This is a genomic window from Deltaproteobacteria bacterium (assembly GCA_029210625.1).
Classification (GTDB): domain Bacteria; phylum Myxococcota; class Myxococcia; order SLRQ01; family SLRQ01; genus JARGFU01.
On record JARGFU010000015.1, the window covers coordinates 137,388 to 163,534 of the forward strand.

A 26,147-nucleotide genomic window follows, 5' to 3' on the forward strand; every position below is an offset into this window, starting at 1 on the left:
CCTACCGCCGCTGGACCTCTTCCCAGAGCCGATCGATGTCCTTGCGCAGCATGAAGAGCGCGAGGTCGCGCAGATCGGGGTTGTCCTGGACGGCCAGCTCGCGGACGCCCTCGCCCTCGGTCTCGTGCCCGTCGAGCTTGAGCCGCGCCGCGAGCGCGCCGGAGACGTCGCCGGTGACCAGCAGCGCCACCCGGTCCGAGGTCCGATGCAGCGCCGGGCCGAAGACCTTCGGCTCGAAGTAGTCGATGGCGGCGATGGCCTCCTTGGCCAGCGGCATCAGCTTCCACTTCTGCTCGTCGGGGCAGAGCACCCGCATCGCCTGGTGGTACTGCGCCAGCTTGTCCGGCGGGATCTCGACCTTCACCGCCGGGTCGAAGAAAGAGGCCGCCAGGCGCACCAGGATGGTCAGGTCGTCGGGCGCGAACTTCGAGGGCAGCGCGTAGCCCGCGCCCACCAGGTCGAGGGCGCGGATGAGCACCTGATCCTGCGCGCCCACCGAGGCCTCGGCGACGGGCCGGCCGACGATGATCGAGACGGGGCGGGTGTTCTCGAGGCGGTACTCGAAGCCCAGCACCTCGGAGCGGAAGATCTGGAACTCGCGATCGGTGAGGATCTTCGCCAGCGCGACGGCCCGCGCCGCGAGGGGCGAGGTCGCGGGATCGAGAGGGGCCTTGGGATCGACGCCGAAGGGTGAGAGGTCGGCGGGGAAGAGGGGCTCGAGCACCGAGGCCATGGCCCGGAAGAACCAGGCCACCGGCGTGCCGGCCTCGGCCACCGAGAGGTCGTTGCGGGTCAGGTAGGAGAGCTCGACCCCGGCCAGGGAGCCACCCTCGGCGCGCGGCGACTCGCCCTCGAGGAAGGCGGCGAGGCCCCGGACGAAGGCCGAGCGGGTCGAGTTGGCGTCCTCGAGGAGGCGCGCCAGCCGCCCGAGGGCGAGCTGATCGGTGGGGTCCTGCTCGGCGATCTTCTGCCAGAGGTAGCCGGCCTCGGCCTTCCGGTCGGCGGAGTCGAAGAGGGTCGCCAGATCCCGCTGGAGCGCGCGGTCGTCGGGGCGCTCCATTGCCAGCGGCTTGAGCATGTCGGCGGCGGCGGAGGGGTCCCCGACCTGATCGGCCATCACCCAGGAGAGGCCGCGCGCGGCCAGGGCGCGGATCTGCGGCTCCATGCCCTCGTCCTCGAGGCCGCGCCGCATCATCTCGACGTACTTGCGGGCGTCGCCGGCCATGAGCGCCGCGTCGGCGGCGGCGCGGAAGTCGGAGGGCTGCGCGGTGAGCTCGGCGAGGCGCTCCATCAGCACCAGCGCGACGTCGTGCTTGCCGGCGAGGGCGACGGCGGAGGCGGCCTCGGCCACCAGCTGCCGGTCCTCCGGGCGCTCGCGGGCGGCGGAGACGAGGAGGTCGGCGGCCCAGGCGCCGTTGCCGGTGGCCAGGAGGGCGCGGCCCGCCTCGAGGCGGAAGGGCTCGAGGACGCTGGTGCGCCCGAGCTCGAGGAGGTGCCGGGCCACCCGGGCGAGGATGGCGGCGTCGCCGCGGGGGGCGACCAGCTCCAGCAGACGCTCCCAGGCGGCGGAGTGGCTGGGATCGGCGCGGGTCGCCCGCTCGAGGACCGGCAGCGCGCCGTCGGCGTCGGCGAAGCGATCGGTGAGGACCGTCGCCAGGCGCACCAGCACCGCGGCCTCCTCGTCGGGGGCGAGGCCGGTCCGGGCCAGCTTCTGCAGGGTGTCGCGCAGCTCCACCCAGCGCGCCTGCGCCTCGTAGACCTGCGCCAGCTCGGCGAGGATCTCGGGGTTGCCCGGCTGCAGCTCGAGGGCCTGCTCGAAGAGATCGATGGCCCGCTCGTTGCGCAGCTGCCGGCGCTCGATGGCGCCGAGCTCCTTGAGCGCCTGGAAGCGGCCGGGGGTCTCCTCCATCGGCAGGGCGCCCAGCAGCCCCTCGAGGCCCCAGCCCTTGCTCGCGAGGTCACCCGACCGCTCGGCGGTGCGCACGACGCCCTCCCAGGCCGGGAGGAAGGCGGCGTTCCGCTCGGCGGCGCTGCGGAAGCGGGCGAGGGCCCCCGCCTGGTCGCCCTCGGCCTCGGCGATCTCGGCGAGGCGCAGGGCCACCACGAAGGCGGGCAGCTCGGGGGTGCCCTCGGCGATGACCTCGTAGTGCTCCTTCGCCTGGCCGCGCTTGCCCATGGCGAAGAGCCCCTCGGCCAGACAGGCGCGGGCCAGGAGGAGCTCCGGCTCGGTGCCCACCGAGCGCTCGAAGGCGTCGACGGCATCGGGCAGGCGCCCGAGCTTGTCGCGGTAGTGCAGGCCCAGCTCGAGGAAGGCGCGGGCGCGATCCCCGCTGTCGTCGGCGTGCCGCGCCCGGTTCTTGAGCAGCTCGGCCATCCCCTCGAGGTCGTCGCTCTCGGCGAGGACGGCGCGCTGGCGCTCGAAGGCGCGGTGCGAGCCGGGCTCCAGCTCGAGGGCGCGCGCCTCGGCGGTCTGCGCCAGCTCGTCCTGACCGGCGGCGTGGGCGCGCTCGGCCAGCTCGAGCCAGACCGAGGCCCGCTGGGCCGTCTCGTTGCCCATCGCGGCCAGGCGCTCGCGCAACCCGATCTCGCCGCGCAGGTCGCCGGTGGCGATGGCGAGCTGGCAGAGCCCCTCGAGGGCCATCTGCTCGGAGAGGGGATCGCCGAAGGCCTGCTCGAAGGCCTCGCGGCTGCGATCGTGGGCGCCGGCGTGGAGGGCGGCGCGGCCCTCGACCAGGGCCAGGGCGCTGTCGGTCTCGACCCCGGCGGCCCGGGCCACGTCGACGAAGGTCAGGGCGGCCTGGGCCTGGTCGGCCGCCATCGCGCCGCGGGCGAGCTCGGGCGCGGCCTCCTGCAGGACCCGGTTGGCCCACTCGGGCCGCTCGGTGGCGCCGGGCTCGGCGCTCGACATGGCGGTGGCGTAGGCGACGCGGAAGGCGGAGGTGGCCGCCGCCACGTCTCCGATCCGGCTCTCGAGCTGGCCGAGGGAGAGGGCGATGCGCGCCCGCTCCTCGGGCTCCGCGGCGGCGCTCAGGCGGGTGGAGAGGGCCTTGCGCTCGGCGTCGACGTCGCCCGCCGCGCGGGCCATCTCGGCCACGAGCTTGTTGGCCTCGGCGTGAGCCGGGTTACGCGAGAGGATCCCCTCGAGGATGACCTGGCCGCGCTCGGCCTCGCCGGCCTCGATGGCGGCGTGCACGGCCTCGATGCGAAGCGCGTCGGCCTGATCCTCGTGGCCGTCGGCCTCCAGGATGTCGGCCCGGTCGCGGTAGAGCTTCCCGAGGGCGTCGGGGTCCTTGCGCGAGACGTAGTAGCGCCGCAGGCCCTCGAAGGCGTCCTCCTGGTGGGGGTCGATCTCGAGGGTCCGCGTCCAGGTCTCGACCGCCGCGACCGAGTCGCCGACCTCCATGTGCAGGTTCGCCAGGCGCAGGGCGTGAGCGACCTGCTCGGCCTCGCTCTCGCCGACCGCGGCCGCGGTGGAGAGGAGCCAGGAGACGAGCTCGGCGGCCCGAACGTCGTCGCCGGCCCGCGACCAGGCGTCCGCCGCCCGGCTGGCCAGCGCCCGATCGTGGGGCGTCGCCGCGATGAGGTGATCGTGGAGCTCGGCGGCCTTCTTCAGCTCGCCGGCCTCCACCAGCTCCTCGAGCAGGGGCGCCGCCGCGGCCTCCAGCCCCTCGCCCAGGGCCGCGAGCTCCACGATCCGCGCGGCCGCCGGACCCAGCTCTCCGGCCTCGAGGTGCATCCGGGCCAGCGTCCGGCGGCTGCCGGCGTCCTCCGGAGAGACCGAGGCGGCCTCCTCCAGGGCCCGCCGGGCGGCGCCGAGGTCGCCCGCCGCGCTCCACTCCTCGGCGGCGCGCCGCAGCACCTCGCCGCGCTCCTCCAGGGACGACGCCCGCGCCTCGAGGGCGGCCAGCCGCGCCCGCTCGGCGGGGTCGCCGGTCGCCTCCCGCAGCAGGGCCACCAGCAGGCGCACCCGCTGCTCGACCTCCTCGTCCCAGATGCTCTCGGACTCGGCGAGGTCGAGGGCCTGCGAGGCGCGCACGCGCGCGAGCTCCACGCGCTCGGCGGCGTGGAGGGCCCCCATGGCCTCGAGGTAGTAGGCCAGCTGCTGCCGCTTCTTCGCGCCGGGCGCGAGGATCGAGAGGGCGCGGTCGAGATCCTGCGCCCCGCCCATCTGCTCCCGCCGCGCCCGGAGCACCGGCAGGGCCCGCTCGCAGCGGTGGGTGTCGCCCGGCTCGAGGCGCCAGGCCGCGAGGATCGCCTCGGCGGCGGCGCTCGACTCACCCTGGGCCTCGCAGAAGTCAGCCAGCCGCAGCAGCAGCTCGCCCTTGCGCTCCTCGTCCTTGAGGGCGTCGAGGTGGCGGTTGTAGACGGCCCGCACCGAGGCGAGGTCGCCGTGGGCCTCAGCCTGATCGGAGAGCACCTCGAAGGCCTCCACCGAGCCGGGATCCAGATCGAGGAGCTCGCGCCAGGCCGCCAGCGCCGAGGGGTGCGCGTCGTCGCCCCCGTCGTCGCACTTCCGGGCCAGCTTCGTGAGCAGCTCGATCTTCGCCTCGTCGCCCTCGAGGGTCTTCAGGTGCCGGTAGTGGAGCGCCGTCAGCGCCTCCCAGTCACCCTCCTCCTCGGCATGGCGGCAGAGGACCTCGAAGGCGCGCAGGTCCGCGGGGTCGGCCTCGAAGAGCTCCTGCCAGATGGCCCGCGCCGCGGGCATGCCGCCCGCGCCGCTCGCCTCGTGGCTCTCGGCCAGGGCGATCAGCCCCTCGCGCCGCTCCGCGGGGTCCTCGAGGCTGTCGAGGCGGCGGCGGTGCAGCGCGTCGACGGCCTCGCGATCCTCCTCGGCCTCGGCCTGACGCACGAGCGCGTCGAAGGCCCGCGACATGGTCGGGTCTTCCTCGAAGCGCTCACCCCAGACGGTGAGGGCCGCGGCGCTGCCGGCCTCGCCCAGCGCCTCCAGGGCCTCGGCCATCGCGTCGAGCGCGGCCTGCCGCTCGTCGGCGTCCTCGATCGTCTCCAGCCGCCGGCGGTGGAGGGACTCGAGCGCAGCGGCGTCGCCCTTCTCCTCGGCCTCGCGGACGAGCCGCTCGAAGGCCTGCGCGTCGGAGGCGTCCTGCTCGAAGCGCTCGCGCCAGGCCTCCAGGGCGGCGACGGCGCCCGCCACCCCCAGGGCCTCCAGGGCCTCGGCCAGCGCGAGGGTCGCCTCGCGGCGCTCGCCCTCGTCCTCGATCGTCGCGAGCCGCTGGCGGTGCAGCGCCTCCAGCGCCTGGTGATCGATGGCCTCGGCGGCCTTCCGGGTGAGCCGCTCGAAGGCCCGCGCGTCGGTGGCGTCCGCCTCGAAGCGCTCGCGCCAAACCGCGAGGGCCGCGGCCTCGCCCGCCTCGCCCAGCGCCTCCAGGGCCTCGGCCAGCGCGAGGGTCGCCTGGTGCCGCGCGTCCTCGTCCTCGATCGTCGCGAGCCGCTGCCGGTGGAGCGACTCGAGGGTCTGGTGGTCGGCGTCCGCGGCGGCCTGGCGGGTGAGCAGCTCGAAGGCCCGCGCGTCGGCGGCGTCGGCGGAGAAGAGCTCCCGCCAGTACTTCAGCGCGGCGCGCTCGCCCTCCTCGCCGAGGGCGCCGAGCCGCTCGGCCAGGACCAGGGTCGCCGCCTGGCGGGCCGCCTCGTCCTCGATCGTCTCGCGGTGGCGCAGGTGGAGCTGCTCCAGGGTCTCCGCGTCGCCCTCGCGCTCGGCCTGCCCGGCGAGGGCCTCGAAGGCGCGCGCGTCCGAGGCGTCCTGCTCGAAGAGCTCCCGCCAGACCTCGAGGGCGGCGGCGGCGCCCTCTCCCGACTCGCCCCCGAGGCGGGCCTGCGCCTCGGCCAGCGCCTCGAGCGCCTCGCGCCGCGCGCCCTCGTCCTCGAGGGTCTCCAGGCGGCGGCGGTGGAGCGAGGCCAGGGTCTGGTGATCCTCCTGGGCCTCGGCCCGCCGCACCAGCGCCGCGAAGGCCGGCGCGCTGCCGGCGTCGCGGGAGAAGAGCTCCCGCCAGGTCGCCAGCGCCACGCTCTCGCCGGCCTCCTGCGCCTCGCAGGCCTCGGCGAGCTCCTCGAGGAGGGCGTGCTGCTTCGCCTCCTCCTCGAAGGTCTCGAGGTGGCGGTGGTAGAGGCCCGCCAGGGTCTCGAAGTCGCCCATGCCCTGCGCGTGGCGGGTGAGCGCCTCGAAGGCGGGGACGTGCGAGGCGTCGAGCTCGAAGAGCTTGCCCCAGGCGGTCCGGGCCTCGTCCTCGCCGGCCGCTCCGTTCGTCTCGCAGATCTCGGCCAGGTGCTGCAGCAGCGCGATCTTCTGCTCGCGCTCCTCGTGGGTGTCGATGTGCCGGTAGAAGACCGCCCGCAGCGAGGGGATGTCTCCCCGGCCTTCCGCGTGATCGGCCAGGGCCTCGAAGGGGCGCAGCTTCGACGGGTCTCGATCGAAGAGCTCGCGCCAGGCGGCCAGGGCGGCGGGCTCCTCGGCGCCGCCGGCCTCCTCGCAGGCCTCCGCCAGCGCGGTGAGGAGGGCCTCCTGCTCCTCGGGCGACTCGAGCAGGGCGAGGCGGCGGTGGTGGAGGGAGGTGAGGACCTCGAAGTCCTTCGCCTCCAGGGCCCGCTCCCGCAGCACCTCGAAGGGCCGCGGGCGCAGCGGATCGAGCTCGAAGAGCTCGCGCCAGGCGGCCTCGGCGGCGGCGAGCTCGCCGGAGCTCTGCCGCGCGGCGGCCTGGGCCTCGAGGAGGGCGAGGCGCTCCTCGCCGGTGGCGAGGGTGGCCAGCAGGGCGTGGGCGTCGGCCTGCACCGTGGGGGAGCGCGCCTCGTGGGAGAGCGCGGTGATCGCGGCGAGGATGGTCTCGCGCTGCTCGGCCTCGAGCTTCAGCGACTCGGCGGCGCGCAGGTGATCGAGGGCGCCGGCCTCGTCTCCGGCGCTGCGGGCCCGGGCGTTCAGCCGCAGGCGCACCCGCGCCTCGATCGAGGGCGCGGCGGGCTCGCCTCGATCCACCGCCTCCAGGAGGCGGCCGTCGAAGGGGCGGCAGGCGGCGTCGCCGAGCTGCTCGGCCAGGAGCAGGGCCTCCACCAGCACCCCGGGGGCGGTGGGCTCGATGTCGAGCTGCGCGGCGAAGGCCTCGAGGGCCGCCGGGGCGTCGTCGAGGGCCTGGCAGACCCGGGCGAGCTCGGCCTGGTAGGCCGCCTCGGCGCGCCCCTCGGAGATGAGGGCCGCCTCCTCGAGGAGCTTGCGGAGGGCGTTCAGATCCTCGTCCTCGCGGGCGGCGTCGAGGAGGATCTCGATGAGCTCGTGGTCGCCGGGGCGGCGGGTGCGCAGGGAGCGGGCCAGCTCCACCAGCGCCGGGCGATCGCCGATGGTGACCAGGACCTCGAGGGCCTCGGCCTCCAGCCCCTCCCGCTCGGCGCCCTCCTCGAGGGTCGCGGCGTGGGCGACGAGGATGTCGGCGAGGGGGCGCTGCTGGGCGAGGGGGCGCTGCTGGGCGATGGGGCGGGCGTGGTAGTAGGTGAGCAGGAGCGCCACCCGCTCCCGGTCGGCGGGGTTGGCGTCGAAGAGGCGGCGGTGCCGCTCGATGGCCTCCTCGCTGCGGCCCGCTGCCTCGAGAGCCTGCGCCAGGCGCAGGACCACGGCCGGATCGTCCGGCGCGTCGCGCTCGGCCTCCAGCAGGGTCGTCAGCTCGGCCTCGCGGTCACCCGCCTCGCGCTCGAGGGAGGCGATCTCCCGGAGGAGCGCGCTGCGGGCCTCGCCCTCGCGCTCCTTCAGGCGGCCGCGCAGGAAGTCGGCGAGGGGGCCGGGCTGACCCTGCTCGCGCAGCACGCCCTCGATCCGCTCGAGGAGCGCGCCGTCACCGGGCTGGGCCTCGAGGCCCTCGCGGTAGACGGCCAGGGCCTCGTCGAGATCCTTCACCTCGTCGCGGTAGAGATCGCCGGCGCTGCGCAGGAGGCCCGCGCGCACCATCCCCTGCACCTCTTGCGCCTGGCGCCGGGCGAGGCTCGCCAGGCCCCGGTGGTCGGCGTGCTTCGCCAGCAGGTCGCGCAGCGCCTGGGCCGCGCCCTGCGAGCCGCGCACCTCGAAGGCGGCCTGCAGCGCGTCGCGCGCCGCGGCGTCGTCGTGCACGGCGTCCCGGAAGAGGGCCGCCGCCTCCAGGAAGAGGGCCTCGCGCTCGCCGGCCTCCTCGCACTCCGCGGCGGCCGCCAGCCGGCGCTCGGCGCGGCGGCGGTCCTCACCGGCGCCCGCCAGCAGCGCGTCGAGGCGCCCGGCCTTCCCGGCCGCGCCGAGCAGGGCGGCGTCGAGGGCCTCGAGGCGCTCGAGGGCCTCGCGCTCGGCGTCGTCCTCGGAGAGGGCCGCGTGGGCCTCGGCGACCGCCAGCCAGATCCGGGCGGCCGCGGCCGGGTCCTTCTCGTCCCGCGCGCGCAGCCGCTGCAGGCGGGCGAGGGCCGCGTGATCGTTCGCCTCCTCGAGGAGGGGGAGCAGGGCCTCCCGGGCCTCCCCGCTCGCCTCGTCGAGGGCGAGCGCCGCCTCGAAGGCGGCGCGGGCCTGCTCGGGGGCGCCGAGGCGATCGCGGTGCAGCGCGCCGAGGGCCAGCAGGTGCACGATCTCGCCGGCGGTGTCTCCCTCGCCCCGGCTCCAGCGCACGAGGCGATCGTGCAGGTCGGCGATCGCCTCCACGTCGTCGAGGCGGTTCGCCAGCTCCAGGGCGTGGTGGGCGCGCTCGAAGCGGGGGACCTCCTCCTCCAGCTCGAGGGCGGCCAGCCAGGTGGCGAGCGCGGCGGTGGGATCCTCGCCCGGCCCCTCCTGGAGGGCGGCGACCACGGCCAGCGCCTCGGCGGCGGCCTCGGCGTCGCCCTCGCTCTCCTGGAGGTAGCGGGCGCGGGTCTCGTGCGCGTCGATCTGCGCGGCGCGATCCTCGGCGACCTCGGCGGCGCGGACCCAGGCGAAGAGGGCCTGGTCGTCCAGCTCCCGCAGCTCGGGGTTGCGGGCGAGCAGCGCCAGGGCCTCGGCCGCCTCGCCCTGCTCGAGGAGCAGATCGCTCAGGCGCACCAGGGTCGCGCTCGCGGTGGGCACCTTGCCCTCGTCCTTCAGCTTCTCGATCAGCGCCTCACCCACGCCGATCGCGCCGGGCACGTCGCCGGCCTCGAGGCGGCCGCGCAGGGCCCGGTCGAAGTCCTCGCTGCCCTCGAGGCCCGCGGCCTCCAGCCAGCGGACCTCGGCCTGGTGATCGCCCTGCCGGGCGGCCAGGTCGGCGAGCTGCCGCGCCAGGTGGACCTGCAGCTCGGGCCGCTGGGTCTCGCGGTGCCGCTCGAGGAGGCGGGCCACGGCGTCGAGGTCGCCGGCCTCCCGCAGCCAGGCAGCGAGGGCGTCGGTCAGGGCGGCGTCGGCGGGCCGCTCCTCGAAGAGGGCCTGCATGAGCGCCAGCGCCGCGTCGTCCCCGGCCACCACCAGCACCCGGGCGGTGAGGCGGTGCAGCTCGAAGGCCTCGTGGCGGTCGAGGTCGAGGGCCTCGCAGAGCGCGTCGAGGGAGAGGGCGGCGAGCACCCGGGCGCTCGCGGCGGCCTCCTCCAGCGCCCCCTGGAGGAAGAGGCGCTCGAGGAGCGCGGCGGCGATGGGCACGCTCCCGGGGGCCAGGCTGCGCGCGGCGCGCAGGGCGCGCAGGGCGAGGGCGGCGTCGTTGACCTGGTCGGCCTCGCGCGCCACCTCGAGGCGGCGCTGCTCGGCCGCGGCGGGATCGAAGAGCTCGAGCAGGCTGGTCGAGAGGAAGGCCACCGAGAGGGCCTCGGCCCGCTGGCCGGCGAGGCGCAGGCCCTTCTCCTCCAGCTCGAAGGCGTGGCGGCGGCGCTCCTCGTCCGCGCTGCGCTCGCGCACCTCGTGGGCGAGGAAGGCGGCGCGCTCGCCGTCGGCGAGGGTGAGCAGGTAGAGCGCGCTGGCCTCCAGCAGCAGCCCCTCGGCGGCCTGGCGGTCGGCCGGATCGGGGCCGTCGCCGAGGCGCCGCGCCTTCTCGGTGAGCAGGGAGGCGACGCCCGCCTCGTCCTCCTGCCGGCGGCAGAGCTCGAGCAGCCGCTCGAAGGCCACGGGGTGCTTCGGGTCCAGGTGATCAGCGGCGGCGTAGTCCTCGCGGGCGCCGTCGAGATCGTCGAGCTGGCCCTCTCGCAGCTCCGCGCGCTCGAGGAGCAGCCCGACCCGCTCGGCGTTCGGGCGGCGGCCCGAGGCCGCGAGGAGCGCGGAGAGGTCGGCCTCCACCGCCGGCCAGCGCTCGGCCTCGCGGGCCAGATCCAGGCGGGCGCGGTGGGCCTCGAGGCGCTCGTCCTGCTCGAGGCCCTCGGCGAGCTCGGAGGAGAGCGCGAGCTCGAGGAGGGCGAGGCGGTGCTCCGCTCCGGGGTGGACCCGGGCCAGCGCCAGCAGGCGGGCGGCCGCGTCGTCCGCGCCCTCGGCGACGGCCTGGTGCGCCCGCAGGTCGCAGGCCTCGAAGAAGGTGTCCACGTCCTCGGCGGCCCAGGCCGCGCGGGCCAGGCCCTCGGTGAAGTCCGTGCGGTCGACGGCGATCTCCAGCGCGCCGCGGTAGGCCTCCATCGCCGTGAGGGGATCGCCAGCGCGCAGGAGCGCCTCGCCCCAGACGGCGTGGGCCTCGGCCCGCTCGTCGGGATCCTCGACCGTGTCGACCAGCAGGCCGTGCAGCTCGGCGATCCGCGCCGCGTCCGCCCCGGGATCGAGGAGGGCGAGGAGGGAGCGCATGGTCTCCTCGTGACCGGGCTCCAGGGCGAGCGAGGTCTCGAGGGCCTCGCGGGCCAGGCCCGGGCGGTCGAGGCGGCGGATCGCCAGCTCGGCGGCGGCGGCGTAGGCAGCGCGGGCGGCCTCCAGCGCGCCCCGCCCCTGCTCCTTCGGGATGCGGTCGGCCAGCACCTCGGCCTGGTGCAGCCGGAGGGCGTAGAGATCCGGCCAGGACTCGAGGCGCTCGAGGATCTCGGACTGCCGGGCGAGGGTCTCCTCGTCGGCCGGGTTGTGCGCCAGGTAGATGCCCAGGTGGTGGGCGGCGCGATCGTCGAGGCCGCAGGCGAGGGCCAGCTCGCCGGCCCGGTGGCGCCAGCGCCGCTCGGTCTCGCGGTCGGGGGCGCCGCCGCCCTCATGCGCGTCGCGGTCGAAGAGCTGCTCGTACTGCGCCAGGGCGCGCTCGCGGTCCCGGGGCACGAGGGCCTCGGCGTAGCGCTCGCGCAGGGACTGGCGGTCCGGGCAGAGGTGCGTGCCGAGGCCGAGCACCTCGAGGGCGGCGTCCTCGTCGCCCTCGCCCTGGTGCTGGTCGGCCATGCGCTCGAGGAAGGTCGCGGCCTCGCGCGGCGTCTCGGAGAGGAGCGCGAGGGCGGCCAGGGCGCGCAGCGCGAGGCGGGGGACCTCGAGCTGACGGGCGAGGGCGTGGAGCGCCTCGGCCGCGCCCCAGAGCTCGGCGAGGGACTCGGGCGCCTCCGGGCGCTCGCCCTGGGTGGCCCAGGCCTCGAGGCCCTCGCGCACCACGCGCTCGGGCAGGGCGAGGTCGAGGGCCTGGGCGTAGGCGCCGGCGATCTGCTCGGGCGCGGCGCCGGCCTCCTGCTCGCACTGGGCGGCGCCGATCCAGCTCTCCACCGAGGCGTCCAGCTCGCCCGCCTCGGCCTGCAGCCCGGCGATGCGGCGCAGCACCTCGGCCTCCTCGAGGGGGCGCGCGACGGTCGCCAGCAGGCCGGCCACCTTCAGGGCGAGCTCGAGGTCGCGAACGTCCGCCCGGTGGGCGGTCAGGAGGTGGGTCGCCGCGGCGCCGTCCTCGCCGGCCTCGAGCGCGGCCTCGCCCATGGTGCGGGCGGCGTGCACGGGATCGAGGTCGATGGCGTCGGTGCCGCCGGCGGCGACGAAGTCGAGGAAGGTGAGGTGCGCCGCCTCGGCGTCGCCGTCGGCGAGGAAGGTCTCGCCCAGCTGCCAGAGCAGGCGGGGTGAGCGCGGCGCGAGCTCGCGGGCCTGGCGCAGGACGGCGAGGGAGCCGGCGAGCTCGCCGAGGTCGAAGCGGATCCGCGCCTCCTCCTGCCGGCACTCCACGGCCTCGGTGATCACCTCCGCGTCGCCCTCGGCCAGGTCCTCGGCCAGGCGCATCAGGGCGTCGGCGAGGCGGGGCGGCTCGTCGGCGAGGCGGGCCAGATCGACCAGGCGGCGCGCGGCCTCGACCTGCAGCTTCAGCTCGGTGGTGGTCTCGTGGGCCGCCTCGAGGGCGGCGGCGGCGGCGCCCTCGCGCCCGGGCAGCTCGGCGTAGAGCTCGGCCAGGGAGAGGTGGCTGCGGGCGCGGTCGTCGGGATCGTCCTGGTGCTCGAGGAGCTGCTCGAGGGCGGCGGCGTGGGCGGCCGGGTCGTCGGCCTCGGCCTCGACCTCGACCCGCGCCTCGTAGATCTCCTTCGCCTCCGGGTCGATCTGCCGGGCCCGCTCCAGCAGCGCGCGGGCGGCCGGAAGCTCGCCCTCTCCGAGGCGCAGCGTCGCGGCGCGGGAGAGGTGGGCGGCGGCGGCGGTGCCCTCGCTGACCTCGGCCAGGCGCTCGAGGGCGGCGGCGAGGGCCTCCTCCTCACCGAGCACCTCGCAGACCTCGAGGATCTCGGCGGCGATGGCCGGGCGGGCCTCGTCATCGGAGGCCAGCTCGCAGAGCTTCCAGGCCAGCTCGAGGTGGCGGCGGGTGCCGTCGAGATCGTCGTGCACCTCGCGGGCGATCCGCGCCAGGGAGAGGTGCGCCTCGCGGGCGGTGGTCGCCACGCCGACGTCGCCGCTGGTGAGGTCGAGGCGGCCGAGGAGCTCGCGCAGGGCGGTCTCGGCCTCGGACTGCCGGCCGGTGCGCAGGCAGAGCTCGGCGTGCCGGCGGCGGGCCTCGAGGTCGGTGGGCTCGAGCTCGACGGCCTGGGCGTAGCGCAGCAGCGCGTTGTCGGGGTGGTCGAGGGCGGTGTCCCAGAGCTCGCCGATCTCGAAGGCGATGGCGGCGGCTTCGGAGAGGCGGCGGAGATCGATGAGGCGCTGCTTGCCCTCGTCGAGGCAGCGCACCGCGCGCAGGGCGTCACCCTCGACGGCGCAGGCGCGGCCCAGCCCCAGCCAGGCCTCGGTGAGCTCGGGGTCGTCGCGCAGGGCGGCGTCGAAGTGGAGCTTGGCCCGGGCGATGGAGCCCGAGAAGGAGGCGGCGCCCTCGGCCGGCAGGATCGCGCCGGCGTGGAGCCGCGCCAGGGAGAGGTGGATCCCCGCGCGGCGGGCGGGGTCGGGGGTGAGCCCGACCAGGCGATCGAGGGCGTGCACCGCCGCCGCGGGATCGCTCGCGTCCCGGTAGAGGTCGGCGAGCTGCTCGAGGGCGATGCGGTGGCTGGGGGCGTGGTGCAGTACCCGCTCGAAGGACTCGATCGCCAGGCGGCGGGCGTCGGTGTGGTCGTCCTCCTGGGGCGTGCGCTGCTCGTCCGCCGCGCGGGCGGCGAGCTGGCCGGCGGCCGCCGCGGCGTGGATGGTGCCGAGGCGCTCGCCCTGCTCCTGGGCCAGCTTCGAGAGGTGGAGGAAGGCGCGGGCCGCCTTCGAGGGCTGCTCCTCGTAGAGGGTCACGGCCCGGGTCCAGAGGGCCATGGTCGAGGTGGGCTCGCGCTCGAGCCAGGCCTCGGCCAGATCGCGCGCGGCGTCGCGGTGCGCCGGGTCGGCCGCCAGCAGGGTCATCAGCCGCTCGGCGGCGAAGGGGTGATCGGGCAGGGGGCCGGCCAGCTCCAGGTAGAGGTCCCGGGCGGCGGCGGCGTGGCCCGCGGCCAGGGCGCCCTCGGCCTCGCCGTACTCGCGCGCGCCCTCGAGCGCCGAGAGGAAGGAGCGCATGCCCAGGGACTTCGCCGCCGCGTCGTCCGCCGGGCGCTCGCCCTCGGCCGCCGCGTCGAAGATCAGCCCCAGGGTGCTGCGCTCGGTGCTCACCCGGGTCAGACGCACGCCGCGCATGTCCGGAAGCTTCCAGCCGTTGCGGGGCATCAGCCCGCGGATGTAGGCCGAGACCGGCCGCAGCACCGCGAGGGCCGGGGGCTGCAGCTGCAGGGGCAGGCCGCCCGGATCGAAGGCCTGGAGGAGCGAGACCCCGACCGCCGGCGCCGCCAGCGCCGAGGGCGCGTAGAGGCGGACGTCGTGGATCATGATCCGCACCGCCCAGTCGGTGCTCGCGTCCACCGCCAGCTTCAGGGTGAAGGGGATGCGCTTGCCCGGGGTCGTCGGGTCGTTGCCGCTGATCCCGACGTCGCCGGCGGCGATGGTGCCGGCCAGCTCGACGAAGCCGTCGCCGACCGCGATCTCGAGATCCGCCAGGCCGCTGCGCTCGGGGTCGAGGCGCCGCAGGATCTCCCGCTCCAGCCCCTCGCGCTCGGCGAAGAAGGAGAGGCGCACCAGGCGGCAGCGGCGGTTGCGGAAGCGGTCCGCCCCGCCGGTGACATCGAAGGGGAAGGTGATGTCCGGCACCTCGAGGGCCAGCTCGCGGGCCTCGATCCAGGGACCGATCCGGCGCTCGGCGAAGCCGACGAAGGCCTTCCCCTCGACGAAGGAGAGGTGGAAGTGAGGGGAGGTGTCCTCCACGACCTCCTCGCCCGGCTCCCCGCCGTCCGCCCGCTCGACGGACGTCTCCTCGGGGGTCGGGAGGGTCTCCTCCCGATCATCTGCAGGGCGCTTGGCCATGGATCTCCGGATAAACCCCCGTAATCACGAGGGAAATAGTTTCAGTGAGATCCTATCACCGGGGACTCAAGGGGGCCAATTTACAGCCGTTTTTGGCTGCTCGTAGCTCGCAGCTCGTAGCCCATTCAGAACGGAGCCGGCTCAGTTCCAACCACCTCTGCCGGCGGATTGATCGCAGCGGGTAGCCTCATGAGCGGCGGCGCCGGCAGCCCGCTCGGATCGCCCTGCCCCCGCCGCTTCTGCAGCGCCAGCTCCTCCGGCAGGAGCACCGGCGCGGGCTCGCTGACGGGCAGGGCCTCGAGCCCGCCCTCGATCGGCGCCGGCCCCTGCCCGGGCTCGAGGAGGGTCGGCCAGACGAAGGCGGGCTGGCCGGGATCGGAGCCGGGCCCGACCAGGTGGCGCATCGCCGGATCGAGGCGGACGAAGAGCAGGCGCGGATACTGGTAGGCGCTGCCGCTGGCCACGTCGATGAGCAGCCCGACCAGGCCCGCGCCGGCGCAGAGGCAGTTCACCGCCACCGCCGGGTTCGCCTCCCGGCGGGGGGAGACCGTCCGGGTCTGGTAGCCCGGCGCGCTCACCTCGAAGGACTCGCGCCGGTTGCGCTTCAGGCTCAGCTTGCCCGGCACCTGGGTCGTCTGGCTGCCGCTCTTGACCGTCGCCCCCGGCACGTTCGACTCGATCGCGATCTCCTGGGTGGTGCCCGAGATGATCGTCGCGCAGCCCGTGGAGGCGGCGGCGAGGACGAGCGCGAGGGCGAGGCGGATCACGGCCCCTCCTCCACCCGCGCGCCGGCCTCGCCTCCGCCCAGGTCCGGCGGAGCGACGAGGTCCGGGGGCGGCGCCTCGGCCGCGGCCCGCTCGGCCTCGAGGCGGGCCAGGGTCTCGGGGGTCGGCGTGAGCCGCACCTTGAGCTGCTGGGGCAGCCCGAAGGCGCCACCGCCGAGGAAGTCGACCAGCATCCCCGGCACGATGAGGAAGAAGATGTTCCCCATCACGTACCACTGGACCTTGCGGGCGATGGGGACCGTCACCGGGCGGTAGCCCTCGAGGCTGACCGTCACCTCGTGCGCGTGCTGCTTCTCGACCCGCAGCTTCCCGGGGGTCTGCACCTTGCGGCCAGTGTCGAGGGTGGCGATCGCCCCCGGCGGGTCCGAGACGATCTCCACCGGCTGCTGCATCCCCGACATCACCGTCGCGCAGCCCGACGCGGCGAGCGCGAGGGCCAGCAGGGCCGGGGTCAGCAGGAGCCGGAACATCCGCTCATCCTACCCGAATCAGCGCAGGAGGAACTCGGCCCAGGCCTGGCCCCCGCGGCCGTCGCGGACGACCACCCAGAGGGGGTACTCGCCGGTGGGGGAGGGTCCGGGCACGTCGCCGGTGCGCGGCGGGGTCCAGGTGTTCTCCTCCTCCTGGAGGGAGCGGCTGGAGCCGAAGCGGCCGGCGGTGGAGTACCAGCTGACGATGGGCTGCTCGGTCTCCTGGCTGACGCTGCCGTCGGGGAGGTGCCACTCGAAGTCCTCGGGGGCCGAGAGCTGGGGCTCGAAGATCAGGGGGGCCGCGTCGAAGGGGATCGCCTCGCCCGGCAGGTAGGCGGCGGGCCCCACCAGCAGGCTCAAGATCGCGGGCGAGGTGTTGGGGGTGTCGCTCTCGCTGACGATGATCCGCTTGAGCACGATCTCGGTGCGCTCGCGCTCGAGCGAGGCTCCCTCGGGATCGGCCAGCATCGCCGTGAGGTCCTCGAGGGGTGCGACCACGATCACCAGGGTGATCGACGCGCCGACCTCCCGGCGCGGATCGTCCGCGGGCAGGTCGGCGAAGAGATCGAGGGGCGTGCCCTGCTCGTCGGTCGGCGGCAGGTAGGTGGCGCTCGTCGCGGTGAGATCGAAGGAGAGGGGCCGCGCCGCCCCCGTGGAGAAGAGGCCCTCGAGCCCGCTGGAGGAGGAGAGCGACGCCTCATCCTGGCAGGCCGAGTTGGGCTGGCTGCCCGGCTCGACGTCGAAGACCGGATCGCAGGCGATCCAGAGGTAGCCGAGCTCCTCGTTCTCGGTGTGGTGGGCCAGGATCTCGATGGGGGTGCTCTGGAGAGGGCGGATCTCGGGCGGATCGGCGCGCACACCCAGGACGCGCAATCCGGTCACCACGGACTCGGGCAACATCGGGTTCGATTTGCACGCCGCCACGAGGAGCAATGCTCCGGCGAGGAGGAATGGGGCGATGTTGCTCGATTGGGTCCGCATGGGAGTTGGCTACGAGCTACGAGCTGCGAGCTGTGAGTTTCGAGACGCGGGTGGGTTCCTCTTGATCCTCTGAAGAAGGGTGACGAGCATTCTCCTCACCTCGATCGTGTGAGCATCGAGTCGGCGGTAGTCAACACAATCGAGGTAGGCGAGATCTCTTGCCAGCAAGAACTGGTATTCGATTTCCGTGGCTGAACCGATGGCCATCTGCAGAAAGCGGCCGAAGTCGGGATCGCTTCCGCGACCGCAACCCTCGGCAATGTTCGAAGCAATCGACGCAGCGCCGCGACGCAGCTGGGCCGTGAGACCGAAGCGCTCATCGGACGGAAAACCCCGGGTCGCCCGGTACACGTCGAGCGTGAGCGTATGCGCCTTGCGCCAGACCTTGAGCGATCGAAAGTCCTGCATGCTGCCTCTCCGAAGCTCGCAGCCAGAAGAAGCCGCCCCAATACCACCAGGGTCTGACGCCCGAGCACGCAGCCCCATCCCGGCAACCAGATTCACAGCTCCCCCTTGATCCCCAACGAGGGGAAGATCGGCAACCCAGGAAGCCTGCGAAAATCCGTGTAATCGAAATTGAACCGATAACCTTCCACGTTCGGGTAGTTCGTCACGTTGGTCACATCGAGATACAGATCGAGGCGCCACTTCTCGAAGGTGAAGCGGCGGTCGACCCGCAGGTCGAGGGAGAAGAAGGCGGGCATCCGGCCGCCGCTGGCGGTCTGCCCGGGGATGGGCAGGTAGAAGTCGGCGTCGGCGTCGTAGAAGGCGCCCGCGAAGGGCGTCTCGGGGGTGCCGGTGACGTAGCGCAGGGCGCCGCCGACCGCCCAGCCGCCGCCGAGCTCCCAGCTGCCGATCAGCACCAGGTTGTGGGTCTGGTCGCCGTAGAAGACCTCGAGGGGGTCGCCCAGCTCGTAGACCGCCAGGGCCCGGGAGAGGGTGTAGGAGAGCCAGGCGGTGACGCCGGGGACGTCGACGATCTTGAGGTAGAGCTCCAGGCCGAAGGCGGCGCCGCTGCCCTCGTTCGAGAAGTTCTGGGGCACCAGCTCGCCGTCGCGCTCGACGTAGGCGGCGGTCTGGATCAGGCGGTCGAAGCGGTCCTGGTAGAAGAGCTCGAGGTCGACCTGGAGGAAGGGCAGCAGGCGGTGCTCGACGCCGACGCTGTAGTGGCGCGCGCCCTCCCAGCCCAGGAAGGGGTTGCCGAAGTCGCCGAAGGTGCCGAAGGGGTTGGGCGGCTGGTGGAAGATCCCGGCCCCGCCCTTGAGCAGGGTCTGCTTCGCCACCTTCAGGCCCACCGAGAGGCGCGGGTCGAGGGAGAGGTGGGGCTCGGGCGCGGTGGGCTCGGTGTCGAGGCGCAGCCCGGCCACGATGTGGAGGGGCTTCACCGGCTTCCAGCTCGCCTCGAGGTAGGTGGCGGGCTGCACGTTGAAGTAGGGCTGCTCCACCAGGAGCAGGTCGTCCCGCACCAGGGGATCGATGACCTGACCCGGCGGCGCGACGGCCGGGAACTGCGCCTCGGCCGTGAAGTCCTGCACCACGAGGTCGACGCCGGTGTCGAGGGAGAGCTGATCCGAGTAGCGCCAGCTCCAGTCGCTGCGGGCCGAGACGAAGAGCCCCCGCGCGTCGAAGAAGATGTCCTGGCCGAACTGGATGGCGGTCGCGTCCCAGCCCAGGGCCAGCGAGGTCTCGCCGGTGACGCTGGCGCTCTGGCGCCGCTTCCAGCCCGCGACGACGCGGTGGAAGTCGATGGTGTTCTCGATGCTGCCGCGCAGCTCGGGGCCGAGGGCCTCGGGGTCGTCGGTGGTGACGGTGAGCGCGTCGTGCGAGCCGTAGACCGTCACCGAGAGGTCGTCCCGCCCCGAGAGCTCGTGATCGAGCTTCAGCTGGTAGTCCCAGTAGAAGGGCACCACCCGGATCTGGTCGGCGCCGGAGACGAAGGTGTGCAGCACGAAGTTGAGCACCGTGTCGACGTAGGAGCGGCGGGCGGCGGCGGCGAAGGTGGTCTTCGGCTCGCCCTTCTCGTCCTTCTTGCTCCCCGGCATCGGCCCCTCGACCAGGAAGCCGGCGTCGTAGAAGTCGACATCGACGTAGCCATGGAGGGCCTTGGGGGTGCCCGGCCGGGTCTTCACGGTGAGCACCCCGGCCAGGGTGCGGCCGTACTTCGAGGAGAAGTTGCCGGGGACCAGCTCGATCTCCTCGATGAGGTCGGAGTTGATGATGCTGGTCAGCCCCCCGAAGTGGAAGGGCAGGGGGATCCAGTGACCATCGAGGAAGGAGCGCGAGTCGTAGGGATCGGAGCCGCGGATCAGCAGGGGCCCGAGGCCGTAGGGGGTGCGCGCCACGCCGGGGAGGGTCTGCACCACCCGCAGGGCGTCGCCCCGGGTGCCGGGGATCCGCTTGACCTCCTCCATCGTGAGGGTGCGGCGGGTGACCTCCTTGCGCGGTTTCCGGCCCCGCACGACCGTGTGGTAGGGGTCGAAGCTCTCGGCGAGCAGGTAGTAGACGACCTCGACCACCTCGCCCTCGGCGATCGTCTCGGTGGTCTCGAAGGTCTCGAAGCCGGGCATCAGGACCCGCACCGGCTGCTCGCCCGGGGGGAGGTCGGCGAGCTCGAAGCGGCCCTCGGCGTCGGTGCGGGTGCCCACCTCGCCGCTCTGCACGATGGCGGCCGCCACGGGATCGCGCTGACCCCGCACCAGCACCCGCCCGGCCAGGCGCACCTCCGGGGGCTGCGGCTCCTCCGGATCGAGCTCCTCGGGCGGCGCGACCTCGAGGACGAAGCCGTAGTCGTAGGTGACCTGCACCGCCGCCGGCGCCCCGTCGACCTCGGCCGGCTCGAAGCGGAACTTCCTCGCCGCCTCCATCGCCGCCTCGTCGAAGCCGTGGCCGGCCGGCTCGAGCACCTCCACCTCGCTCACCGCCCCCGTCTCGTCGATCACCAGGGCCAGCTTCACCGTCCCGGTGATCCCGGCCGCCTGGGCCTCCGGCGGATAGGGGGCGTCCTCGAAGTGCACCAGCACCGGCGCCTTCGTCAGCACCCCGGCGGGCTCGGCCTCCTCCTCTTCGGCCAGCACCCCGCCGGGCAGCGCCAGGCAGAGAGCCAGCAGCAGGGCCGGAAGAGAGGTGTGATGGAAGGCCCTCACGAGTAGAGACGATCGGACCTCCCGGCGGCCCGGGTCAAGCGAGGGTGAGGCTACTTCGCGGCCTGCACCAGCGCGGCGATGGACTTCAGGTCGGCCGAGGCGAGGTAGGAGAGGGTGCGCTCGGGGGTGGCCCGGACGATCACGGTCGCGGTCTGGACGGTCTCGGGGCTGGCCTTCGGGTCGGTCTTCGCGACCCAGTCGCCCTCGTCGGTCTGCGACCACTCGCCGAAGAGGACGGTGGTGCGGCGCTGGTCGGGGATGTCGCCGGCCTCGACGGCCTGCAGGGCGAGGTAGCCGCCGGCGATCTCGACCGGGTAGCCCGGGGAGAGGACCTGGATCTGGTTCACGTGGGCCTCGACCTCGACCATCGTGTCGCGGTGGAGGTCCTGGGTCATCTTCTTCATGGCCTCCATCTTGGCCTTCATCGCCTCGGCGTCCCCGGGGCCGCCCGCGGCCATGGCCATCATCTCGGCCTTCATCTTCTCGTTGCGCTTGTCGGCGCCGCCGACCTCCAGGTAGCTGACCCGGAAGGTGGCGTTCAGCCGCTCGCCCGTGGAGTTCTTGCAGACCGAGCCGGGCACCCGGTGGGGCCGCTTGCTGGCCTGCTTCCAGCCCTCCGGGGCGGGGAAGGCCTTGTCGAGGACCGCCCCGACCTTCTGGTGCACGGCCCGCTCGGCCGCGCTGGTCTTGCGGGTGCCCTCGAGGCAGTCCGCGCCCGCCGGCGCCGCCGCCGCGGCCAGGAAGAGAGCCATCGCCCCCGCGAAGATCTTCGTGATGCTCTTCATCGCTCGCTCCTCCTTCGAATCGAGAGGCGGACACTCTACGCCAGCGCGGGCAGAGGCGCCCACTTCCAGCAGACGCCCCACCCTCCCCCTTCTTCACTCGCCCCTCTTGCCCTACCCTCGGCCTCGATGGCCGGCCGCCTCGCACCCACGCCCTCCGGACACCTGCACCTGGGCAACGTCCTCGCCTTCGGCGCCGCCTGGCTCTCCGCCCGCAGCGCGGGCGAGCGCCTGCTCTACCGCCTCGAGGACCTCGACAAGGGCCGCTCCCGCCCCGAGGTCGCCGAGGCCCAGCGGCAGGAGCTGCGCTGGCTGGGCATCGAGTGGGACGCCGAGGGCCCGCCCCAGTCCGAGCGCCTCTACGATCTGAGCGCCCTCCCCACCTTCCGCTGCGACTGCACCCGGGCCGCCCGCCTGGTGGGCGCCTGCGCCTGCCGGGAGGCGCACCTCGCCGGCGCGCCGAGGACCGAGGGCGCCCTGCGCTTCCTGGGTGAGCGGGAGGCGGTGAGCTTCGAGGACCGCGCCCGCGGGCCCCTCACCTTCCTCCCCGACGAGGATCCGGTGCTGCAGCGGCGCGACGGCGAGGTCGCCTACCCCGCCGCGGTGGTCCTCGACGATCTGCGCGACGGCGTCACCGAGGTCGTGCGCGGCGCCGACCTCCTCGAGGCGACGGCCGTGCAGCTCCAGCTCCACGCGGCCCTCGGCGCGACGCCGCCCACCTACCTCCACAACCCGGTGCTGCTGGGACCCGACGGCAAGAAGCTCTCGAAGAGCCACGGCAGCCTCGAGCTGCGCGCCCTGCGCGCGGCGGGCTGGAGCCCCGAGGAGATCTGGCGCCGCCTCCTGCCGCTGCTGGGGATCGAGGGCTGCGCCCGCCTCGGGGAGGCCCTCGCGGCCTTCGAGCCGCGGGCCTTCCGCCCCGGCCCCTTCGAGGTGACACTGGCGGGGGAGATCGTCGAACCATGAAGCTCTGGGCCAGTCAGACCGCGGAGGCCGTCTGCTTCTTCCGGGCGCTCGAGCACCGGAGGCCCGAGGGAGAGCGCGCCCTCGAGGACGGCTACGCCCACCTCTTCCTGGGTCCCGCGATGCGCGCCTCGCTGGAGGCCTGGACCCGCGGCGGCCGCCTCGGCGGCCTGGCCGAGAGCGCCACCTTCGGCCTGGGCCCCTTCATCGTCGCCCGCCACCGCTTCATCGACGAGGTGCTGGAGAGGACCCTCGCCGACGGGGGTCTCGACCGGCTGGTGCTGCTGGGCACCGGCTACGACACCCGGCCCTTCCGCTTCGCCGAGGCGCTGCAGCGCGGCGGCGTGGAGGTCGTCGAGATCGATCACCCGGCCACCGGCAAGCGCCGGCGGGCGGTGCTCGAGCGCCACCGCGAGCGCTTCCCGGAGATCGAGCGCCGGGTGCTGGCCGTCGACTTCGAGCACGAGGACCTCGGCGAGCGCCTCGCGGCCGAGGGGCTGACCGACGCCGCCCGCACCTTCTGGGTCTGGGAGGGCGTCTCGATGTACCTCACCCGGGCCGCCGTGCAGCGGACCCTCTCCACCCTCCACGACGCCTGCGGGGCGGGCTCGCACCTCTGCCTCGACCTCTGGTTTCTGGTCGACGACCCGGGCTTCTCCGGCACCGTGCTGCGGACCATCCCCGGCGCCCTCTCCTTCATCGGCGAGCCGATCACCTTCGGCCTGCACCCCGAGGACGCCCCGGTCTTCCTCGAGCAGGAGGGCTGGGCGGTCGCCGAGCTGGCGGACGCGGATGGGTTGTCGGCGCGCTACCTCGGTGGGGAGCGGCCCTCGTATCGGGCGTGCTACGTGGTGCACGCGAAGGGTTGAGGTCGGGCTGTGAGCTTTGAGCTCTGAGCAAGCTGGTTCACGAGGGGTGAAGCAGGACGCCTGGGCTCGCGCCTTCATCGAGCGCAGCCCGGTTGCTCGTAGCTCGTGGCTCGTAGCTCACAGCCCTCTGGCCCCCTCACTCCCCCGGGAGCTGCGCCCGACCCGCGAGGAACGCCTCAACCCGCCTCACCGCATTCGCCCTCACATCCTCGTAGAACAGATCGTAATCGTAGATGTGATAGCTCCCGCCCGCGTTCATCGTCTCGTAGGGCTCGGGCTGGGTGGGGATCATCAGGCGGCTGCCCACGCAGCGGGCCCCGAAGGAGGCCGGGCGCGGCGCGCCGAGGCCGGTGACCTCGATCTTCTGCTGCTCCTCCTCCCCGAACATCAGGGCCAGCATCCCCGGGAAGGGCTCGGCGGTGCGGATGGTCGTCGCGCCGAGGTGCGCCGCGGCCGGGGCGGGCTCCTCGCCCTGCCGCCAGGTCAGCGGGTTCACGCAGAGGCGCGGCACGCCCCTGCTGCTCACCAGGGCGTCGCCCTGCCAGTGGAGGTAGGCGATCTCGAAGTCCGGGTCGCCCTCCTCGGTGTGGGTGTCCCAGCCCACCAGGCAGCCGGTGGCCTCGGGGCCCTCGCAGACGGGCACGCCGGGCAGGCGCTCCTTCAGGAGAGCGACGGGCAGGCGGTAGCCGACGAGGTAGGCGGAGATCAGCCGCTCACGGGCCGGGGAGTCGGCGAGCTCCTCGAGCAGCCGCAGCGCGTGCATCGTGCCCTGGCTGTGGGAGGCGAGGATGAAGGGCCGCCCTGCGTTGTCGTGCTCGAGGTAGTGCTCGAAGGCCGCCTTCACGTCGCCGTAGGCCAGGCGGAAGGCCGCCAGACTGTTGGCGTCGTTCTCGAGGTAGGCGCCGATCGCGGCCTGCCGGTAGCGCGGGGCGAAGACCCGGCAGCAGCCGTTGAAGGCGCTGGCCTGCCCGGCCATCGTCACCGCCGTCATCGCCTTCGCCCGCGGATCGTCGGTCGGGCCGTTCCAGCGGTCGGAGGCGTAGTAGGTCGTCGGGTGGACGAAGAAGACGTCGGCCGGCGCGCTGGCCTGCGCCTCGGGTGTAGCCCCGCCCTCGCTCACCAGGTCGGCCGGGTCCTCGGTCTCGGGCCGGGCCGCCCAGGCCCAGGCCTGGGAGTAGTCGGGCGCGGCGGGCGAGCGCCCGGGGTCGAAGTCGGCCCCGGGCCGCAGCATCAGGCCCAGGATCTCGGTACCCCAGAGGTTCACCGCGACGTAGCTGGCGGCGAGGACGACGCCGAAGACGGCGAGGACGGTGAGGAAGAAACGTTTCATGGGATCTGGCTGTGAGCTGCGAGCTATGAGCTACGAGCTATGACCAAAATGGTTCACGAGGTGTGAAGAAGAAAGCTCGGGCACGCTTCTTCATCGAGTACGGCCGGACTGCTCGCAGCTCGTAGCTCGAAGCCATCAGCAACCGGTCGGCCCGACCTCTCAGCGCCCCCCCGTCGGATCATCCCCATACTCCACCGATGTCGCCTCCCCCTCGGTCCAGGCGGCGTCCCACGCGGGCCGATCCCGGTCCGGCGCAAAACACTCCATCGCCGCGTCGATCCGCGCCACCGCCTGCTCGAGGCGCTCGAGGGGCAGGCGTCCGTCCTCGACCGCCACCTCGATCGCCTCGAGATAGCCGCGCTGGCGGGCGGCCTGGTGGCAGATCAGCACCTGATCGACGCCGGCCTGCAGGGCCATCAGCCCGGCCTCGGGCACCGGCCAGCGCTCGGCCACCGCGCCCATCTCCAGGTCGTCCGAGAGGCACAGCCCGTCGAAGCCCAGCTCGTCGCGCAGGATCGAGAGCACCTTCGCGCTCATCGTCGCCGGCAGCTCGGGGTCGATCGCCTTCACGATCAGGTGCGCCGTCATCACCGTCGTCACCCCGGCGGCGATCGCCTCGGCGAAGGGCTTCAGCTCCAGCGCCCGCAGCCGCCCGAGGTCGTGCTCGACCACCGGCAGGCCGACGTGGGAGTCGATCTCGGTGTCGCCGTGGCCGGGGAAGTGCTTGGCGCAGGCCGCGACGCCGCCCTCCTGCAGGGCCTCGAGCAGGGGCAGGGCGTGGGCGAGCACCTCCTCGACCGTGCGGCCGAAGGCCCGGTCGCCGATGACCGGGTTCGCCGGGTTCGAGAGGACGTCCATCACCGGCGTGTAGTCGAGGTCGAAGCCCAGGGCCGAGAGCTCCCGGGCCAGCACGCGCCCGGCCGCCGCGGCCTCCTCGGGGCTGTCGAGGGAGAGCATGGGCGGCAGGTCCGAGCAGAGGCCCTTGAGGCGGGCGACCCGGCCGCCCTCCTGATCGACGCTCACCCAGATGGGGCCGGGCGCCGCCGCGCGGCAGGCGTCGATCAGCGCCATCACCTGCGGGGCCGACTCGAGGTTGCGCTTGAAGAGGATCACGCCGCCGACGCCCCGCGCCAGGAGCGCCCGCGCGTCCTCCGGGAGGGTCAGCCCCTCGAAGCCGATGACCAGGGTGCGCGCGGCGAGCCGGGAGAGGGAGAGGTCGCTCATGGCGACCTCGTATCAAAGGCGATCTATCCCTGCACGATCGGCAGGGAGCCCTCGGGCCGGTAGCCCCAGTCGCCGGGGATGCCGCCGACCAGGTCGTAGTCGCCGGCCTGGCTGATCTCGACCTGCACCAGGTCGCCGGGGGCCGCCTCGCCGCGGTTGATGTAGGTCAGCCCGTCGATCTCCGGGGCCTGGCCGCGGTGGCGGCCCTGCAGGAGCAGGTCCGACTCGTCGCTGACGCCCTCGACCAGCACCTCCAGGGTCTGGCCGACCAGGGACTCCTGCTGCTCGCGGCTGATCCGCTGCTGGAGGATCATCGCCTCGGCCCGCCGCTCCTCGGCGAGGGCTTCCGGGACCTTGTCCGGGAGCTCGAAGGCCGGCGTGTCCTCCTCGTCGGAGTAGGCGAAGATGCCCACCCGCTCGAAGCGCTGCTCCTCGAGGAAGCGCAGCAGGGCCTGGTGGTCCTCGGCCGTCTCGCCCGGGTGGCCGGTGATGAAGGTGGAGCGGAAGGCGGCGTGGGGGTGACCGTCGGCGATGCGCGCGCGGAAGGTCGCGAGCTGCTTCGTGACGAGCTCCAGGTTGGTCGGCCGCCGCATCCGGGCGAGCAGGGTGGGGCTCGCGTGCTGCAGGGGCATGTCGAGGTAGGGGAGGATCTTGTCGCTCGCCTCCCAGACCTCCCAGAAGCGCTCGGGCAGCGGGCGCGGGAAGGCGTAGAGCATCCGGATCCAGCGCAGGTCCGCATTCGTGATCGGTTAAGAGCCATGGTCACCTCGCCGGCACCAGCTCCAGGCACAGTCTCCAGCGGGTTGGATGACGATTCCTGTTCGGATCCATGGCGCGTCTCGCGAGGTCTCGCCACGTGATTCTCGGCGGTCTCCAGCCCCGGCCCTTGCGAGGCAGGAGCTCCTCGACCGCCTTCTGCCAGACCTTCACCCACTTCACCG

Annotated in this window: 12 protein-coding genes; 2 read left to right on the forward strand and 10 right to left on the reverse strand. The window is 74.1% G+C overall.

All coding sequences use genetic code 11. From position 1 onward, the window contains the following. Position 1 precedes the first annotated feature (1 nt). The 7 genes from P1V51_15575 to P1V51_15605 form a co-directional block, all read right to left on the reverse strand. On the reverse strand, positions 2-14,659 hold the full coding sequence (locus P1V51_15575; GenBank protein ID MDF1564464.1) for a hypothetical protein: 14,658 nt from the start codon (positions 14,657-14,659) through the stop codon (positions 2-4). Between the two features lie 125 nt (positions 14,660-14,784). Continuing rightward, positions 14,785-15,426 (reverse strand): hypothetical protein, encoded by a 642-nt coding sequence (locus P1V51_15580; protein ID MDF1564465.1) that lies wholly within the window; start codon positions 15,424-15,426, stop codon positions 14,785-14,787. Further along, positions 15,423-15,914, reverse strand: a complete 492-nt coding sequence (locus P1V51_15585; GenBank protein ID MDF1564466.1) for a PEGA domain-containing protein — start codon at positions 15,912-15,914, stop codon at positions 15,423-15,425. The genes P1V51_15580 and P1V51_15585 overlap by 4 nt, the downstream gene beginning before the upstream one ends. An 18-nt stretch (positions 15,915-15,932) precedes the next feature. Further along, on the reverse strand, positions 15,933-16,796 hold the full coding sequence (locus P1V51_15590; GenBank protein MDF1564467.1) for a hypothetical protein: 864 nt from the start codon (positions 16,794-16,796) through the stop codon (positions 15,933-15,935). A gap of 108 nt (positions 16,797-16,904) precedes the next feature. Continuing rightward, positions 16,905-17,303, reverse strand: a complete 399-nt coding sequence (locus tag P1V51_15595) for a four helix bundle protein (protein MDF1564468.1) — start codon at positions 17,301-17,303, stop codon at positions 16,905-16,907. Between the two features lie 92 nt (positions 17,304-17,395). Then, complete coding sequence (locus P1V51_15600) at positions 17,396-20,038, reverse strand: TonB-dependent receptor (GenBank protein ID MDF1564469.1); 2,643 nt, start codon at positions 20,036-20,038, stop codon at positions 17,396-17,398. Positions 20,039-20,088: 50 nt separating this feature from the next. After that, complete coding sequence (locus P1V51_15605) at positions 20,089-20,823, reverse strand: hypothetical protein (GenBank protein MDF1564470.1); 735 nt, start codon at positions 20,821-20,823, stop codon at positions 20,089-20,091. Between the two features lie 126 nt (positions 20,824-20,949). Here P1V51_15605 and P1V51_15610 point away from each other — a divergent pair, with 126 nt between their 5' ends. Beyond that, positions 20,950-21,786, forward strand: coding sequence for a glutamate--tRNA ligase family protein (locus P1V51_15610; GenBank protein ID MDF1564471.1), 837 nt, complete (start codon positions 20,950-20,952; stop codon positions 21,784-21,786). Further along, positions 21,783-22,652, forward strand: coding sequence for an SAM-dependent methyltransferase (locus P1V51_15615; protein ID MDF1564472.1), 870 nt, complete (start codon positions 21,783-21,785; stop codon positions 22,650-22,652). The genes P1V51_15610 and P1V51_15615 overlap by 4 nt, the downstream gene beginning before the upstream one ends. Before the next feature lie 136 nt (positions 22,653-22,788). Here P1V51_15615 and P1V51_15620 read toward each other — a convergent pair whose 3' ends face one another. The 3 genes from P1V51_15620 to P1V51_15630 form a co-directional block, all read right to left on the reverse strand. Next, complete coding sequence (locus tag P1V51_15620) at positions 22,789-23,982, reverse strand: DUF3089 domain-containing protein (GenBank protein MDF1564473.1); 1,194 nt, start codon at positions 23,980-23,982, stop codon at positions 22,789-22,791. Between the two features lie 159 nt (positions 23,983-24,141). After that, on the reverse strand, positions 24,142-25,206 hold the full coding sequence (nagZ, locus tag P1V51_15625; GenBank protein MDF1564474.1) for a beta-N-acetylhexosaminidase: 1,065 nt from the start codon (positions 25,204-25,206) through the stop codon (positions 24,142-24,144). A 23-nt stretch (positions 25,207-25,229) separates the two neighbouring features. Next, positions 25,230-25,922 carry a TRAM domain-containing protein gene (locus P1V51_15630; protein ID MDF1564475.1) on the reverse strand — a complete coding sequence of 231 codons (693 nt, stop codon included), beginning with the start codon at positions 25,920-25,922 and terminating at the stop codon, positions 25,230-25,232. Between the last annotated feature and the right edge of the window lie 225 nt (positions 25,923-26,147).